The 15,764-nt window shown below is 73.2% G+C and carries 9 protein-coding genes; 3 read left to right on the plus strand and 6 right to left on the minus strand.

Going from position 1 to position 15,764, the window contains the following annotated elements; genetic code table 11:
- The first annotated feature begins 29 nt into the window (after positions 1–29).
- Positions 30–470: a peptidase inhibitor family I36 protein gene (locus CRV15_RS26195; RefSeq protein WP_003955299.1), complete on the plus strand. Its 441-nt coding sequence runs from the start codon at positions 30–32 to the stop codon at positions 468–470.
- 94 nt (positions 471–564) lie between these two features.
- Here CRV15_RS26195 and CRV15_RS26200 read toward each other — a convergent pair whose 3' ends face one another.
- The 5 genes from CRV15_RS26200 to CRV15_RS26220 all read right to left on the minus strand — a co-directional run bounded on the left by CRV15_RS26200 (position 565) and on the right by CRV15_RS26220 (position 8,068).
- A complete protein-coding gene (locus CRV15_RS26200; RefSeq protein ID WP_003955298.1) occupies positions 565–1,323 on the minus strand; it encodes an iron ABC transporter ATP-binding protein in 759 nt (252 codons plus the stop codon).
- Complete coding sequence (locus CRV15_RS26205; protein ID WP_003955297.1) at positions 1,320–2,327, minus strand: iron chelate uptake ABC transporter family permease subunit; 1,008 nt, start codon at positions 2,325–2,327, stop codon at positions 1,320–1,322. Before CRV15_RS26205 ends, CRV15_RS26200 begins: the two co-directional genes overlap by 4 nt.
- Positions 2,320–3,282, minus strand: a complete 963-nt coding sequence (locus CRV15_RS26210; RefSeq protein ID WP_003955296.1) for an iron chelate uptake ABC transporter family permease subunit — start codon at positions 3,280–3,282, stop codon at positions 2,320–2,322. The genes CRV15_RS26205 and CRV15_RS26210 overlap by 8 nt, the downstream gene beginning before the upstream one ends.
- Before the next feature lie 244 nt (positions 3,283–3,526).
- Entirely contained in the window at positions 3,527–4,480 is a 954-nt protein-coding gene (locus CRV15_RS26215; protein ID WP_230864090.1) for a siderophore ABC transporter substrate-binding protein, read from the minus strand.
- Positions 4,481–4,762: 282 nt separating this feature from the next.
- Positions 4,763–8,068, minus strand: a complete 3,306-nt coding sequence (locus CRV15_RS26220) for a right-handed parallel beta-helix repeat-containing protein (protein WP_003959489.1) — start codon at positions 8,066–8,068, stop codon at positions 4,763–4,765.
- A gap of 101 nt (positions 8,069–8,169) precedes the next feature.
- On the opposite strand from CRV15_RS26220, the gene CRV15_RS26225 reads away from it, so the two are divergent.
- Positions 8,170–9,324 carry a S8 family serine peptidase gene (locus tag CRV15_RS26225; RefSeq protein ID WP_003959488.1) on the plus strand — a complete coding sequence of 385 codons (1,155 nt, stop codon included), beginning with the start codon at positions 8,170–8,172 and terminating at the stop codon, positions 9,322–9,324.
- Positions 9,325–9,863: 539 nt separating this feature from the next.
- On the opposite strand, the gene eccCa is transcribed toward CRV15_RS26225, so the two are convergent.
- Complete coding sequence (eccCa, locus tag CRV15_RS26230; protein WP_009995307.1) at positions 9,864–13,844, minus strand: type VII secretion protein EccCa; 3,981 nt, start codon at positions 13,842–13,844, stop codon at positions 9,864–9,866.
- Positions 13,845–14,234: 390 nt separating this feature from the next.
- On the opposite strand from eccCa, the gene eccD reads away from it, so the two are divergent.
- Positions 14,235–15,635, plus strand: a complete 1,401-nt coding sequence (gene eccD, locus CRV15_RS26235) for a type VII secretion integral membrane protein EccD (RefSeq protein ID WP_003958451.1) — start codon at positions 14,235–14,237, stop codon at positions 15,633–15,635.
- The last annotated feature ends 129 nt before the right edge of the window (positions 15,636–15,764 follow it).

Raw genomic sequence — 15,764 nt, forward strand, 5'->3', positions numbered from 1 at the left:
CGCACGACCGACGAGAGGCATGGGCACCGATGCCGTACGAGTTGTCCAAGGCGCGTGAGACACATGAGGTACGCGGGACGCGGCGGAGCGGGGTCGGGCTCCGGCTCGCGGCCCTCGCGACCGCGCTCACCGGTGCCCTGGCGGCCGGATTCGCCACCGCGCCCCAGGCCGCAGCCGGGGACCCGAACAACTGTCTGCCGCTTCGGTTCTGCCTCTGGGAGCACCACAACTTCGACGGCCACATGCTGGCGTCGGAGCAGAGCATGGCCTATGTCGGCGCCGCGATGAACGACAAGGCCACGTCCTACCGCAACCGCACGAACTACTATGTGACGATCTACCGCGACGCCAACTACCAGGGCGGCTGTCTGATGAACTCCATTCCGCCCAGCGGTATCTCGGCCGGAGTGCCCACCGCACTCAACGACCAGATCTCCTCGTTCCGGCTGTCGGAGTGGCCCATCTGCTAGGCCGCCGTCGGAAGCCCCCGCCCGCAGGAGGACCGGTGCGGACCGGTGGGCGGACCGGTGCGGACCGGTGCGGATCCGGCCTCGGCCCCCGGGCTCAGCGGTAGTAGACCGCCGTCCGCCGTCCGTCGACCTCGTGGACCTGGACCGGGGTGTCGAACACCTCGCTGAGGACCTCGGCGCGCATCATCGCGTCGACCGTGTCGGAGGCGGCGACACGGCCGTCGCGGAGGGCGATGATCCGGTCGGAGTAGGTGGCGGCGAAGTTGATGTCGTGGACGATCAGGACGACGGTCTTGCCGAGTTCGTCGGCGGCACGGCGGAGCTGCGACATCATCCGGACGGAGTGCTTCATGTCGAGGTTGTTGAGGGGCTCGTCCAGCAGGACGTAGCGGGTGTCCTGGGCGAGGACCATCGCGACATAGGCGCGCTGGCGCTGGCCGCCGGAGAGCTGGTCGAGATAGCGGTGCTGGAGGTCGCCGAGGTGGAGGAAGTCCAGGGCGTCGTCGACATGGGCGATGTCCCGCTGGGTCAGCCGCCCCCGGCAGTGCGGGAACCGGCCGAAGGAGACCAGTTCGCGTACGGTCACCCGGGCGGTGAAGTGGTTCTCCTGACGGAGGATGGACAGCGTCCGGGCGACATCCCGGGACGGGGCCCGGTGGACGTCGAGGCCGTCGACGGTCACGGTGCCCGAGGTGGGCTCGGCGAGGCGGCCGATGATGGTCAGCAGGGTGGACTTGCCCGCGCCGTTGGGGCCGACGAGCGAGGTGACGCCGCCCGCCGGGATGCGTCCGGAGACCGGGCCGAGCACGACGTCGTCGCCGTACGCCTTGCGGATGTCGGTGAACTCGATCACAGGGTGCCCTTCCGGAGCAGATGGACGAGGAAGACCGTTCCGCCGACGAATTCGATGACGACGGTGAGCATGCCGGAGGCGTAGAAGACGTGCTCCATCACGAACTGGCCGCCGACCAGGGTGATCAGTCCGATGAGGAAGGCCAGCGGGAGGACGACGGCGTGCCGGTGGGTGCCCGCCAGCTGGTGGGCGAGCAGCGCGGTGACGAAGCCGAAGAAGGTCATGGGGCCCGCGAGGGCGGTCGACATGGCGATCAGCAGGGAGATCAACAGCAGCAGCAGCAGGGACAGCTCGCGCCGGTAGGAGATGCCCAGATTGGTGGCGGTGTCCCGGCCGAGGAGAAGGGCGTCGAGCCGGTGGCGGCGCTGCCAGACGATGGCGCCGGTGATCAGGCAGACGGCGCCGGCCAGCGGCAGATACTCCGCCTCGGCGCTGCTGAGCCGCCCGTACAGCCGGGTCGACAGCACGTCGTACTCGGCGGGGGAGAGCAGCCGCTGAAGGAAGTCGGACAGGCTGCGGAAGGCGAGGCCCAGCACCACCCCGACGAGGAGCAGCACATGCAGACTGCCGCCGCGCCCGGAGAACAGCCAGCCGAACAGCAGCATCGTGAAGCCGACCATCAGCAGGGTCTGGGTGACCAGCTTCGGCATCCCGTCCGTCGCGACGAGCACACTGCCGCCGAACACGGACACCAGCAGGGTCTGCATCAGGATGTAGACGGAGTCGAACCCCATGATCGACGGGGTGAGGATGCGGTTGTGGGTGATGGTCTGGAACACCACCGTCCCCACCGCCTGGGCGAACGCGACGATCAGCATCGTCCCGAACATGCTCAGACGGCGTTCGAAGGCGAACGCGAAGGAGCCTTCGACGAAGAGGAAGAGAAAGCAGGCCGCGCAGACGGCGGCGAGCACGGTGGCGGCGGTGAGCCGCGCGGCGGCGGGAAGCGCCCGGCGGACGGGGGCCTTCGCCGGGGCGGGCGTCTGCACAGGGATCTCAGACATGGGCCTTCCCTCGCTGACGCAGGATCATCACGACGAACACGACCGCGCCGACGGCGCCGAGCACCACGGTCGCCGGGATCTCCATCGGACGGACGACGAGCCGCCCGACGAGATCGCAGGCGATCATCAGGGCCACACTGCTGAGCACCACCCACGGCAGATTGCTCCGGACGTTGTCGCCGCGTGCCATCGAGACCAGGTTCGGCACGATCAGCCCGAGGAAGGGGATGAAGCCGACGACGACGGTGGTCACGCCGGTGGCCAGGGCGACCATGCTCAGGCCGATGAACATGACCCGGCGGTAGGGCAGCCCCAGGCTGGTGGCGGTGGACCGGCCGAGTCCGGCGATGGTGAAGCGGTCGGCCGCGGCGTACAGGCCGACGACGATGACACCCACCACCCACAGCGGCTCATAGCTGCCGCGCACCACCGAGCTGAACCCGCCCGAGCGCCAGGTGGCCAGCATCTGGAGCAGATTCGTGGACGAGGCGATGTACAGCGTGACCGAGCTGATCAGGGCGCCCAGCATGATCCCCACGATCGGCACGATCACCTGCGAGGTGAGGGCGATCCGCCCGAGGACGAACAGGAAGACGAGCGCGCCCGCGAAGGCGAAGGCACTGGCGGCGCCCATTTTCACCATCGGGGACGCGGCCGGGACGAGGAGGGTCAGCAGCAGGACGCCGAGCGCCGCCCATTCACTGGTGCCCGTGGTGGTCGGCTCGACGAACCGGTTCTGTACGAGCATCTGCATGATCACGCCGGAGACGGCCATCGCGGCCGCGGCGAGGATCAGCGCGAGGGTGCGCGGCACCCGGGAGATGAGGAACATCCGCCGGGCCTCGGGGTCGGTGAGCAGCGCGTGCGGGTCGATGTCATAGCCGCCGACGAAGAGCGAGGCGGTGACCAGGGCCAGCACACCGAGCGTGGCCAGCGGGAGGGGGAGTCGGCGCATGGGGCTTCCGGAGCGGGCTGGGGGAGGGGCCGGGTGGCGGCCGGGGCAGGTGCGACGGCCGGGACGGATGCGGTGGGCACGGAGGCCGGGGGCCGCCGGGCGGGCGCGGCGGCCGGGGCACACGGGCCCGTACGGCCGGGTGCCGCCCGGTGGGGGACGGGCGGCACCCGATCGCGGTGGCGGTACCGGACCGCGGTGGCGTCGGCCGATCGCGGTGATGTCGGACGGCCTTCGGCGCGAAGGGTCAGCCGGCCTTGGTGAACGCGGTGGCGACCTGGTTGAACGCGTCGGTGTACGCCTGGATGCCCTCGGTCAGATAGAAGTCGCTCGCCAGATAGATGACCTGGTCCTGCTTGCGGAACGTGGTCTTCTCCCATGCCTCCATGCCGTCCACGACCGTCTTCGCGGCGATGGCCTCGCCGGTCTCGGCGCCCACGGCCGCGTCCCGGTCCAGCATGATCACCCAGTCGGGGTTCAGCTTGGCGATCGTCTCCGGGGCGAGCCCCGAGTTGTCGTGGACGGAGGTGCTCTCCTCGCCCTCGGCGCTGAGCACGTTCTTCAGGTTCAGCGGCTCGGCGAGGCGCCCGATGCGGCTGGCGCCGTTGTCGACCTTGCCGGCGCTGGCGACCGCGAGGAAGACGCTCTCGCCCTTGGTGGCGCCCGCGGCCGACTTCTCGGCCCGGTCGAGCGCGGCGACGATCTCCTTGGCCTTCGTCTCCTGGCCGAAGATCTTTCCGAGTGACTCGGTCTGCGTCTTCAGCGACTGGACATAGCCGCCCTCGGCCTCGTCGGCCGGGGCGATGTCGACCGTCTTGGCGATCTTGGAGAGCTTGTCGTGGTGGTCGGCGAACCGGTAGCCGCCGACGATCAGGTTCGGCTCGGCGGCGTTGAGCGCCTCGAACTTGGGCTCGCGGTGGGTGCCCACGTCCTTGATGGACGCGTCGTTCTTCCAGTCGTCGAAGCCCTCCTTCGGCAGGAGCTGCTTCGGCACCGCGACGGGCTTGACGCCGAACGCCTTGAGCGTCAGGAACGAGGTGTTGTCGAGCGCGGCGACCCGCGAGGGCTTCCGGGGCACGGAGAGTTCGCCCTTGGCCGTCGTGACGGTGACCTCGCCCTCGCTGGTGGCGGAGTCCGAGCCTTCGTCGGACGTGCCACAGGCGCTGAGCACCAGGCTCGCGGAGAGGACCGTACCGGTCACGACAGAGATCTTGCGGAAACGGGCGGAACGCACGGCTGATGACTCCTAGGGCCGACAGGCAGCCGACACCGCATGGCGGCGGAACTGCGGTGAGCTCATGACTTAAGTGAGCCTAACCTAAGCTCCGGTCTGCCTCATATCCACCCCGGTGGGGAGTGAAGGGACATGATGGGTTACGGTGTCCGGCCACCTCCGGGGCCGGTAGGGGGCATTCGGCCGGGTCGGGTGGCGCGATCCGGTCCCGGAGCGGCCCTCCCCGGCCGGCCCCGCACCGGCGCGGAGTCAGCCCACCGGGCCGCCCGGCCCCGCCGCCGGCAGGTCCTCCGGCAGCAGGGTGCGCAGATCGTCCACGGTGGGCCGGGGGACGGCGCTGAGACGGCGGGCCTGCTGGGTGACCATCGTCTCCAGAAGCCGGCGGGCCAGCCGGGCGTTGCCGAACGTCCGGCCGCGCGGGGCCGCGTCGACCAGGGCGCGCAGCGCCTCCAGGGTGGGGGCGGCGCAGGTGTAGCCACTCTCCTCGGCCTGCCGGTCCAGGATGGTGAGCAGCTCGTCGGTGGAGTAGTCCTCGAACTCCACGAAACGGGAGAAGCGGGAGGCCAGACCCGGGTTGGAGGACAGGAAGCCGCGCATCTCCCCGGTATAGCCCGCGACGATCACCACCACCTCGTCCCGGTGGTCCTCCATCAGCTTCAGCAGGGTGTCCACCGCTTCCCTGCCGAAGTCGGAGCCCGCCCCCTCGGGTGTGAGGGTGTACGCCTCGTCGATGAAGAGGACACCGCCCAACGCGCTCTGGAACACCTCCTTGGTGAGCTGCGCGGTATGGCCGACATACCGGCCGACCAGGTCCGCGCGGGCCACCTCCACCAGTTGGCCGCGGGACAGGACGCCCAGCGAGGCCAGCAGACGGGCGTAGAGCCGGGCCACCGTGGTCTTGCCGGTGCCGGGGGAGCCGGAGAACACCAGATGCCGGCTGATACGGGGCACCGGCAGACCCGCCGCCTCGCGCCGCCTCGCGGTGGTGAGCAGACTCACCAGATCGGTGACCTCGCGTTTCACGGCGCGCAGCCCCACCATCCCGTCCAGCTCCGCCAGCATCGAGTCCCGGTCCTCCGCCGCCGTCCCCGGGGCCGCAGCGGACTCGCCGACATCCTCCGGCAGCAGCAGCGTCAGATCCCGTTCGGCCGGTTCGTCCATCGTGGCCAGCCGGGACGCCTGGCGGTCGACCATCTCCTGGAACACCCCGCGCGCGGCCCGGCCGTTGCCGAAGGAGGCGCCGCGGTCCATGGCCTCGTAGTGCGCGGCGAGCACCTGGGAGGTGCCGGGGCCCAGCTCGTACTGATGGGAGCCGCACATGCTCTCGGTGATCGTCACCAGCTCGTCGACCGAGTAGTTGCCGAACTCGATGGTGCGGGTGAAACGGGAGGCCAGGCCCGGGTTGGAGGACAGGAAGCCGTCCATCTCGGACGAGTAGCCCGCGGCGATGACCGCGACCTCGTCCCGGTGGTCCTCCATCAGCTTCAGCAGGGTGTCGACCGCCTCCCTGCCGAAGTCGTTCGAGGAGCCGCCCGAGGTGAGGGTGTACGCCTCGTCGATGAAGAGGACACCGCCGATCGCCGTCCTGAACGCCTCCGTGGTCTTGATCGCCGTACCGCCGATCACCTGCGCCACCAGGTCGGCGCGGGAGACCTCCACCAGATGGCCCTGCGGCAGCACACCCAGCTCCGCCAGGATCGAGCCGTAGAGCCGCGCCACGGTGGTCTTGCCGGTACCGGGCGGGCCCGCGAAGACCAGATGGCGGCTCATCGACGGCACCGGCATGCCCAACCGCTTGCGGCGCTGCGCCAGTTGGTTGAGGTTGACCAGCGTGCGCACCTGGTGCTTGACGTTCTCCAGGCCGATCAGCGCCTCCAGCGCCGCCAGCGGGCCCTTCGGGCCGCCGTCCGCCCGGCCCGGCGCGCCGGGGCTCCCGGCGGTCGCCGCGTCCACGCCCCAGGCGTCCGGGGCCCCGTTGTCCGCGCTGGTCAGCTCCAGCACGTCGAGCCGGTCCCCGGCCCGGGTCCGGGTCAGACCGGCGCCCCGGTTGTCGCGGACCGTGCAGCCGTGGACCGTCACCGGCTCCGCCGTGTCCACCCGGACGCCGTCGCCGACACTGCCGGACATCTCGCAGGACCGCAGCTCCGCACGGGCGCCCGCGGCCAGCAGCACGCCGTGCGCACCGGCCCCCGAGATCCGCACCCGGGTCAGCGCGGCCTCGCCGCCGTCCTCCACCAGCACCCCGGAGGAGGCACAGCCCTCCACCTCGGTGTCGCGGACCGTGGCCAGGCCCTCCCGGCCCACGGAGACGGCGGCGTCCCCGCAGTCGCGCAGCGCGCAGTCGTCGAACTGGACCTGCGCCCCGTCGGCGACGCGCACCCCGGCCTGCCCGGCCCGCTCCACGACACAGAACTCCAGCCGCCCGCGGCCGTCCTCGCCCACCTCCACGCCGTGCCGCCCCGCCCCGGTGACCAGCACCCGGCGCAGCAGCGGCTTGGCCCGGGCGCGCACGGAGACGCCGCTGCCCTGCGGCGTGACCACCTCCAGCCGGTCGAACTCGGCGGTGGAGTCCTCGGTGAGCTGCACCGCCGCCTCCGGGTCGGCGCAGTCCCGCACGGCCGTCCGCAGGAACGCCGGCGAGCTGGCGTCCGTGACCCGGATCGCCGCCCCGGCCGCCGTGTCGAACGCGCAGTCCTCGAAGGTGCCCCGGGACCGATCGGTGACCAGCAGGCCCTGCCCCTTGGTACGGGTGGTGGCGCACCGCCGCAGCAGCGGGTCGGCGCCCGCCGACAGGGCGATGCCCGGACCCGAGGTGCCGGACACCGTGACGTCCTCCAGGACCGGGCGGGCGGCGCTGGTGAGATGGATGCCGACGGCGCTGTCCCGGACGGTGGTGCGCAGCACCCGGGTGGTGCTGCTGCCCTCCAGCGCCAGGGCCGGTTTGCCGGTGCCGCTGATGTCGCAGGACTCGACGGTGCCCTGCGCCTCGCCGTTGGCCAGCACGCCGTTGCCGCGGGCGTCGCGGACCCGGCAGTCGCGCACCGTGGAACGGGCCTGCTCACTGAGGACGACGGCCGAGGAGCCGAGGTTCTCCAGCACACAGTCCTCGATGACGCTCGGGGTCGTCGAGGTGTCCACGATCCCGGCGCCCTCCCGGTTGGTGATCCGGCAGCCGCGCATCGCCAGCGACCCGGTCTGCCGGGCGAGCAGGGCCGTCCAGCCCGAGCCGACCACGGTGCAGCGGTCCAGCGCGATCTGGCCGCGCGGCGCGTCCACCACCGCGACGTCCTCACTGCCGCCCCGCAGCACCAGATCGGTGAGGAGCACCGCGTCCGCGACCAGCGTCACCGCCGTGCCGCGGCGCGGGCAGATCTCCACCGACCCCGGATCGCCCTCGCCCACGATCGTGACCCGGGTGCGCACGGTGAGATTCTCCGCGTACCGGCCCGGCCCGACCCGGACGACCGCGCCCGTCCGGGCCACCGCCAGCGCCTCCCCCAGGGTCCGGAACCCGTCCGTCTCTCCCTGACCCACCGTCAGTACTTGCCGTGACACGCCTGCCCCTCCTGTGTGCCGCGCGGGCCCGGGAACCGTCCGGTCCCGTCCGCACGTCCCCTAGCATGTGCCCCATGCCGTATGACCGTTGCCGTCGTGCCATGACTCTCGCGGCGGTCGCCGCGGTACCCGCCCTGGTGCTGGCCCCGCCCGCCCGGGCCGACGGCGGCGAGCCGGTGAGCCTGCCCCCGCTGCGGCTGCGGATGGCCGCCGAGGACGCCTGTGCGACCGCGTCGGCCAGGACCGCGCCGCTGAGCCCCTGGACCCATCGGGCGCTCCAGCTCTCCCGTTCCTGGCAGCTCACCCGGGGCGCCGGTGTCACGGTGGCCGTCGTGGACACCGGGGTCGGAGCCGGGGCGCCCGCGCTGGCCGGGCGGGTCACCGCGGTCGGCGGGGCCGGTACGGACTGTGTGGGGCACGGCAGCTTCGCCGCCGGGCTGATCGCCGCCGCGCCCACCGGGCAAGGCACCGTCACCGGCGTCGCCCCCGCGGCCCGGATTCTCGCCGTGACCGGCACCGACTCCCGGGGCGTCCCGGACGCCGGGCTGGTCGCGGGCGGCATCCGCACCGCCGTGGACGGGGGCGCCGAGGTCGTCTACGTCGGCCAGGTACTCGGCTCCGGCAGCACGGAACTCACCGCCGCGGTGGCGCACGCGGCCGAGAAGGACGTCCTCGTCGTGGCGCCCGCCGTGCCGGACGTCGCCCCCAGGGGCGCCGGCGGCAGGCCCGACACCCGGACCCGCCCCTACTGGCCGGCCCGGCTGCCCCAGGTGCTGTCGGTCGTCGACCACGGGCCCGACGGCGGCCGGTCCAAGAACGCCCCCGCCGCGCTCGCTCCCGATCTGTCCGCCCCCGGCGGCGCCGTGGTCGGCATCGGCGCGCGCGGCTCGGGCCACTTCATCGGCTCGGGAGCCTCGCTGGCCGCCGCGCACGTCGCCGGGGCCGCCGCGCTGCTGCGCGCCTACCGCCCGGACCTGGACGCCGCCGCGACCGCACGCCGTCTGACCGAGGCCGCGTACCCCGACCACACGCCCCGGCTCGACATCTACGCCGGACTGACCGCGCTGCTCGCGGACGGACCGGCACCGGCCGAGAAGAGCCCCGAGCCCGCGGTGGTCGTGCCCTCCGCCTCCGGCGAACCCCGCGGCCGCGCCCTGCTGATCGGCGGCGGCGCCCTGGCGCTGGTGCTGCTGGTGGGCACCGCGATGGTCGTCGTCCCCCGGGGCAAGGCACGCGGCTGGCGCCCGGCGGGCTAGGGCCCGCCGTCCGGCCCCGGCCGGGGCCGTGTCCGTCGACGAGGTACCCGCCCGGGGCCCGGCGGGACAGGGGGGAGTACTCCCGTGCCGGGCCCGGCGGCCCGGATGGGAGTGCGCCCGTGCCGTGCCGGGCGGCCCGGGCGGGGACGCCCGGTGGAAGGGCCCCGTCGCCGGGGCCGCCTTCCTCGCCGCGCGGTCCTCCTCCACGCGCGGGAGACACCGGCCGCCGGACCCCGCTCCCCGGTCCGGCCCGATCCGGACAGCAGGGTCCGGGCCGCCCGACAGGCATGCCGTGGCGGGGGCGGGTACCGGGCGGGTGCCCCGCGCCGCGAGCCCGCCCGGCTTCCGGCAGGCCGTCGGGGCACAGCCGCCGTGGCCGGGACGGAAGCGGAACGTGGTGCTGGCGACGCCCCGGCCCGTCGCGCCGTGCCGGTCCCGGTCCCCGGAGCGCCGTACCGGCGGAACGCCCCGTTCACCTGCCGGAACAGCCCTCTTCGGGGACCGTTCCGGCAGCGGAGTGGCACGAGGGACGGGAGGTGTCACGGGGACCCCTGCTCGACCAGTGCCGTCTGGATGTCGACGTTCTTGCGGCGCGTGATCCGCGTCCCCCGGCCGGGGATCAGATTGCGGCCCTTGAGGTTGCCGAACACATAGCCCTCCGTCGGCGGGCAGGACAGCAGGATGCCGGGGGTGTTGACCTCCAGCATCCGGCGCAGCAGCGGATCGTTCAGACCGCGCCCCGCGCCCGCCGCCGAACGGGCCACCACCAGGTGCATGCCCACCTCGTAACCCAGCGCCAGATGGTCCATCAGCGCGCCGAACGGCTGGTTCAGCGGTCCGCCGCCCCCGACCATGTCGTAGTCGTCGACCAGGACGAAGAGCCGCGGCCCGGTCCACCAGTCGCACAGCCGCATCCGGGCGGGCGCGATGTCCGCGCCCGGCACCCGGGTCCGCACCGCCCGCGCCGCGCCGTCCACCAGCTCCTTGAGGGCGTCCAGCGACACCGCGTGCCCGAGGCGGTAGGCGTCCGGCACGGCCTCCACCAGCTCACGCCGGTAGTCGACCACCATGATCCGCGCCTCGGCGGGGGTATGGCGCTCGATGATCGCTTTCGCGGCCAGCCGCAGCAGATTGGTCTTGCCGCTCTCGGCGTCGCCGACGACGATCAGATGCGGGGTCGCCGAGAAGTCGTGCCACAGCGTGCCCATGGTCTCCTCCTCGACGCCCAGCGGAATCCGCAGCCCGTCACCGTCCGCGGCGACGGGAGGCAGTTCGGCGGCGGGCAGCAGCGTGGGCAGCGTCCGCACCGGCGGCGCGGGCGGGCCCGACCAGTGCTCGTCCACCCGGGCCACCAGGTCGGCCACGCCCTCGGAGAGGTCCCCCGAGCCGGTGCGGCCGTCCACCCGGGGCAGCGCCGCCAGATAGTGCAGCTTGGAGTCGCGGGTCAGGCCCCGGCCCGGGACCCGTGGCACCGAGGCCGCCTTGCGGACATCGATCGTCGAGTCCATCGGATCGCCCATCCGCAGCTCCAGCCGGGTCCCGGTCTGGTCGCGCACCGCCGCGGTCAGCTCCACCCAGCGGGAGGTGGTGATCAGCAGATGGACGCCGTAGTTCAGGCCCCGCGCGGCCAGTGCGTTGAAGGTGCTGAGGTATCCGTCGTAGTCCTGCCGGACCGTGGACCAGCCGTCGACCGCCAGGAACACATCACCGTGCGCCTCCTCGGGGAACTCCCCGGCCGCCCGGCGGCGCCGGTAGGAGGCCATCGAGTCGATGCCCTGGTCCAGGAAGAACCGCTCACGGTGCGCCAGCACCGCCGTGACCTCGGCGATCACCCGGCCCACCCGTTCCTTGTCCATCCGCGCGGCGACCCCGCCGACATGCGGCAGCCCGGCCAGCCCGGCCAGGGTGCCGCCGCCGAAGTCCAGGCAGTAGAACTGCGCCTCGCGCGGCGTGTGGGTGAGGGCCAGGGCGCCGATCAGGGTGCGCAGCAGCGTCGACTTGCCGCTCTGGGGGCCGCCCGCGATGCCCAGATGGCCCCCGGCGGCCGACAGATCCACGATCAGCGGGTCACGGCGCTGTTCGAACGGCCGGTCCACGATGCCCACCGGCGCGCTGAGCCGCCCGCGCAGCGACAGGGCGGTCAGCCCGTACTCCGGGTGCGGGGTCAGCGGGCCCAGCAGTCCGTCCAGGGTGGACGGCTCGCCCAGCGGCGGCAGCCACACCTGGTGGGCGGGCGGCCCGGCGTCCCGCATCCGCTCCACGGCCACCGCCAGCAGCGACTGCCCCTCGTCCGCTGGCTGCTCGGCCGCGGCCTCCCCGGGCGGCGGGTCGGGGAGCTGCCGGGGCACCACCCACCCCGAGGTCCACGGCACCACCTGGCTCGCCACCCGCGCCTGGTGCGCCGTGCCGCTGCGCCGCCGGTAGGGCCCGGACACATACGCGGCACGGAACCGCGTCAGCGCCTCGACACCCGACTTGATGAAACCGCTGCCCGGCGTCGGCGGCAGCTCATAGGCGTCCGGGACCCCCAGGACACCGCGGCTCTCCATCGCGGAGAACGTCCGCAGACCGATCCGGTACGACAGATGCGACTCCAACTGGTGCATCCGGCCCTCGTCCAGCCGCTGCGAGGCGAGCAGCAGATGCACCCCGAGGCTGCGCCCGAGCCGTCCGATCATCACGAACAGCTCCATGAACTCACGGTGCGCCGCCAGCAGCTCGCTGAACTCGTCGACCACCACGAACAGGCTGGGCAGCGGGGCCAGCGGCGCCCCGTCCGCCCGCGCCTTCTCGTACTCCAGCGCCGAGGTGTGGTTGCCCGCGGCCCGCAGCAGCTCCTGGCGGCGGATCAGCTCGCCGTGGAGCGCGTCCTGCATCCGGGCGACCAGCTCCACCTCGTCCGCCAGATTGGTGATCACCGCGGAGGTGTGCGGGAGTTCGTCCAGACCGAGGAAGGTCGCGCCGCCCTTGAAGTCGACGAGGACAAAGTTCAGCGTCTCGGAGGAGTTCGTCAGCGCCAGCGCCAGCACCAGGGTGCGCAGCAGCTCGCTCTTGCCCGAGCCGGTGGCGCCGATGAGCATCCCGTGCGGCCCGGTGCCGCCCTGCGCCGACTCCTTGATGTCCAGCTCCACCGGCGTCCCGCCGGGGCCCACCGCGATCGGCACCCGCAGCCGCTCGGAGCGGGCGGGCCGCCCCCACAGCGACGCCGGTTCATGGCGGTGCAGATCGGCGATGCCCAGCAGGGTGGTCAGCTCCGTGTCGGCGGCCATCGGCTCGCTCGTCTCCCGGCCCACCCCCATCCGGAACGGTGCCAGCCGCTTCGCGAACGAGGCCGCACTCGCCACACTCATCGCGTCCGGCCGCCCCAGCACCACCAGTTGCTCCTTGCGCTCCCGGTCCGTGCGCACCAGACGCAGTGTCTCCTCCTCGTCGAGGTCGAGGCGGAGCGTCGCCCGGCCCGGCCGCCAGGTCAGCGCGCCGTCCAGGTCGAGCAGGACCGCGTTGCGGAAACCCGGCCCGTCGGCCCGGTGCCCGCCCGGGACCGTCACCCCGTCGAGCACGATCACCACATACGGCTCCTCCCGGCCGGCCTCCGCGTGCGGTTCAAACGGATGCCGCTCGCCGAACTCCGGGCCGAGCAGCTCGTCCAGCTCGTCCACCGAGGAGACCACCATGCGCACCGGGCCCGCGCCGTCCGAGTCGGCCCCGTGCAGATTGTGCGGCAGCCACTTCGCCCAGTCCCACTCCGCGCGCCGCTCGTCGGCCGCGCACACCGCGATCCACAGGTCCTGCGGGGAGTGCGCCACGGCGAGCTGTGCCACCATCGCGCGCGCCAGCGCGCGGGCGCGCTCCCGGTCGCCCCGGAACAGCACCCGGGCCCAGGTCCGCAGATACACCGCGATCGGCTGGCCCGGCACCGTGGAGTAGGCGCGGGTGAAGCTGCGCAGCGCGTGGGCGCTCAAGGGCTCCAGGTCCTCCACGGGTTTGGTGGAGAGCGGTGCGAGCCGCAGGCTCAGTTTCTGTTCGCCGACCGCCACCCGCGCCTCGCCGAAGTCCTCGTCGCCGGGGCGCCGTTCCCACAGGCGGCTCGTGCCCACCAGCGACCACAGCGTGTCCGGCGCCGGGTGCCGCCAGGCCAGCGCCCGCTGCTGCTCCGCGACCGCTTTGCGCACCTTGCGCCGCACCTGGCGCAGATACCGCAGGTAGTCCCGCCGTTCACCGTTCAACTGCTGTTTGCGCTCACTGCTGCGGCGTACGTACTGGCCCAGGACCATCGCGGCGGCGGAGATCACCATCACCACCAGCGCCAGATAGATGAACACCCCGCTGCGGGACCCGCCCGGACGCATGTACATCAGCACCATGGACACCGACATCAGCGCCATCGGGAGGTAGTTCCACACCGCCGAGCTGTCCGGGGTGACCTCCGGCAGCCCGGGCGGCTCCTGGAGGCGCAACTCCCCTTCCGGCATGTCGGGTCCGCGTCTGCGGGCGGGCCGGCGGAAAAGGACGGTACTCAACGAGCGCTCTCCTTCCGGGCGCCGCGGGGACGGCACGGGCATGGCTTCCGGGCGGGAGTGACGCCGTCCGGGACGGAGCGGTGAAGCGGCGAACAGACGAACGGCGGGACAGTGAAGCACTGGGACAGCGGAAAAGCTTGCAGAGAGGGCGAGTTGGGCCGGTCGTCGCGAAGCCGTGCGCACCGCCGCGGCCGACCCCAGGGGGTGGGACCCGGCGGACGAGGGCAGTCTACGATCCCTCTCACGGTTCCCCGGTGACGGACGTACACGAGAAGAGGAACCGGCGTGATTCTCCTGGAGCGGTGTGCGGTCCGACCCCGCGCACGTCCCACGATCGACCGACCCGCCGGAGACCCGGCGGGGTCTTCCGACGAAGCGTGAGTTCTCCTCATGACCGACAGCACCACGTCCGCACTGTGCCGTGTCACCGTACGCGCTCCGGCCAAGTCCATCGATCTCGCGGTTCCCCCCGACGTCCCGGTCGCCGATCTGCTGCCGACGCTGGTCCGGTACGCCGGTGACGACCTGGCGGAACAGGGCCTGGAGCACGGCGGCTGGGTACTCCAGCGGCTCGGCGACCCCCCGTTCGACGGGAGCGCCAGCCTGGAGTCGCTCGGGGTGCTCGACGGCGAGACCCTCCATCTGCGCCCGCACACCGACGCCCTGCCCGAGGTCGTCCTGGACGACCTGGTCGAAGGCGTCGCCCAGACCATGGAGACCCAGCCGTTCGCCTGGAGCGCCCCGGCCTCCCGCCGGGTTCTGCTGAGCCTGGTGGTGCTCACCCTGGCCGCCGGGCTCGCCGTCCTGGCCTGGCCCGGCCCCGCCACCGGGCTGCGCGCCCTGGCCGCCGCGGCCACCGGGCTGCTCCTCCTGGGCGGCGCGGGGTCCGCCAGCCGCGCGGTCGGCGACGCGGAGGCGGGCGCCGCCCTCGGCCTCGCCGCCGTCCCGTACTTCGCGCTGGCCGGCTGGCTGCTGCCCGGCGGGAGCCTCGGCGGGCCGGACCGGTGGGAGGTGCTGGGGGCCCGGGTGCTGGCGGCGGCGGCCGCGGCGGCCGGTGGCGCGATGCTCGCCGTCGCCGCCGTCGCCGCGTTCGCCGCGCTCTTCCTGGCCCTGGTGGTGGTGGCCACCGCCGGGGTGCTCGCCGGGGCCCTGATGATGACCAGGGACCTCGGACCCGGCCAGACGTCCGGACTGATCGCCCTGGCCGCCGTGGTGTTCGGGGCGTTCGTGCCGTCGATGTCGTTCCGGCTCTCCGGGCTGCGGATGCCGCCGCTGCCGTCCAACGCCGAACAGCTCCAGGAGGGCATCGAGCCGCACTCCCCGTCCTCGGTGGCCGCCCGTACCGTGGTCGCCGACGGCTGGATGACCGGCCTGTACGCCGCCACCGCCGCCGTCTGCGCGGTCTGCCTGTACGGCCTGGCGCACCGGCTCACCCCGCCGACCGTGACCATGGCCCTCGCCCTGTCGCTGCTGCTGTTCCTGCACAGCCGTGCCCTCGGCAACATCCTCCAGCGGCTCTCGCTGGTCACGGCCGGAGTCTGGGGCGGGGCGCTGCTGATCCACGCGACGGCCGCGGACGCCGCGCCGACCCAGCGGCTGCTGCTGGTCGCCGGGCTCGCCGCGGTCGCCGCCGCCCTCGCCATCGCCTCGTGGACCGTCCCCGGCAGGCGGCTCGTGCCGTACTGGGGCCGGGCCGCCGAGATCCTCCAGTCCGCCATGGCCATCAGCCTGCTCCCGCTGGCCCTGTGGGTGCTCGGCGTCTACGGCTGGCTGCGGACCATGAACAGCTGAGGCCACGGCCGGGGAACGGCCGCCGAGGCGCGGACCGGCCGCCGACGGCTGACCGCCGCGCCCCGCGCCCCTGCCTGTGCTCCGTGCCCCCGCCTGTGAACGCCCGGTCGGCCCCGGCCGACCTCCGCC

Origin of the sequence: Streptomyces clavuligerus, from assembly GCF_005519465.1 — a bacterium.
Taxonomy (GTDB): Bacteria; Actinomycetota; Actinomycetes; order Streptomycetales; family Streptomycetaceae; genus Streptomyces; species Streptomyces clavuligerus.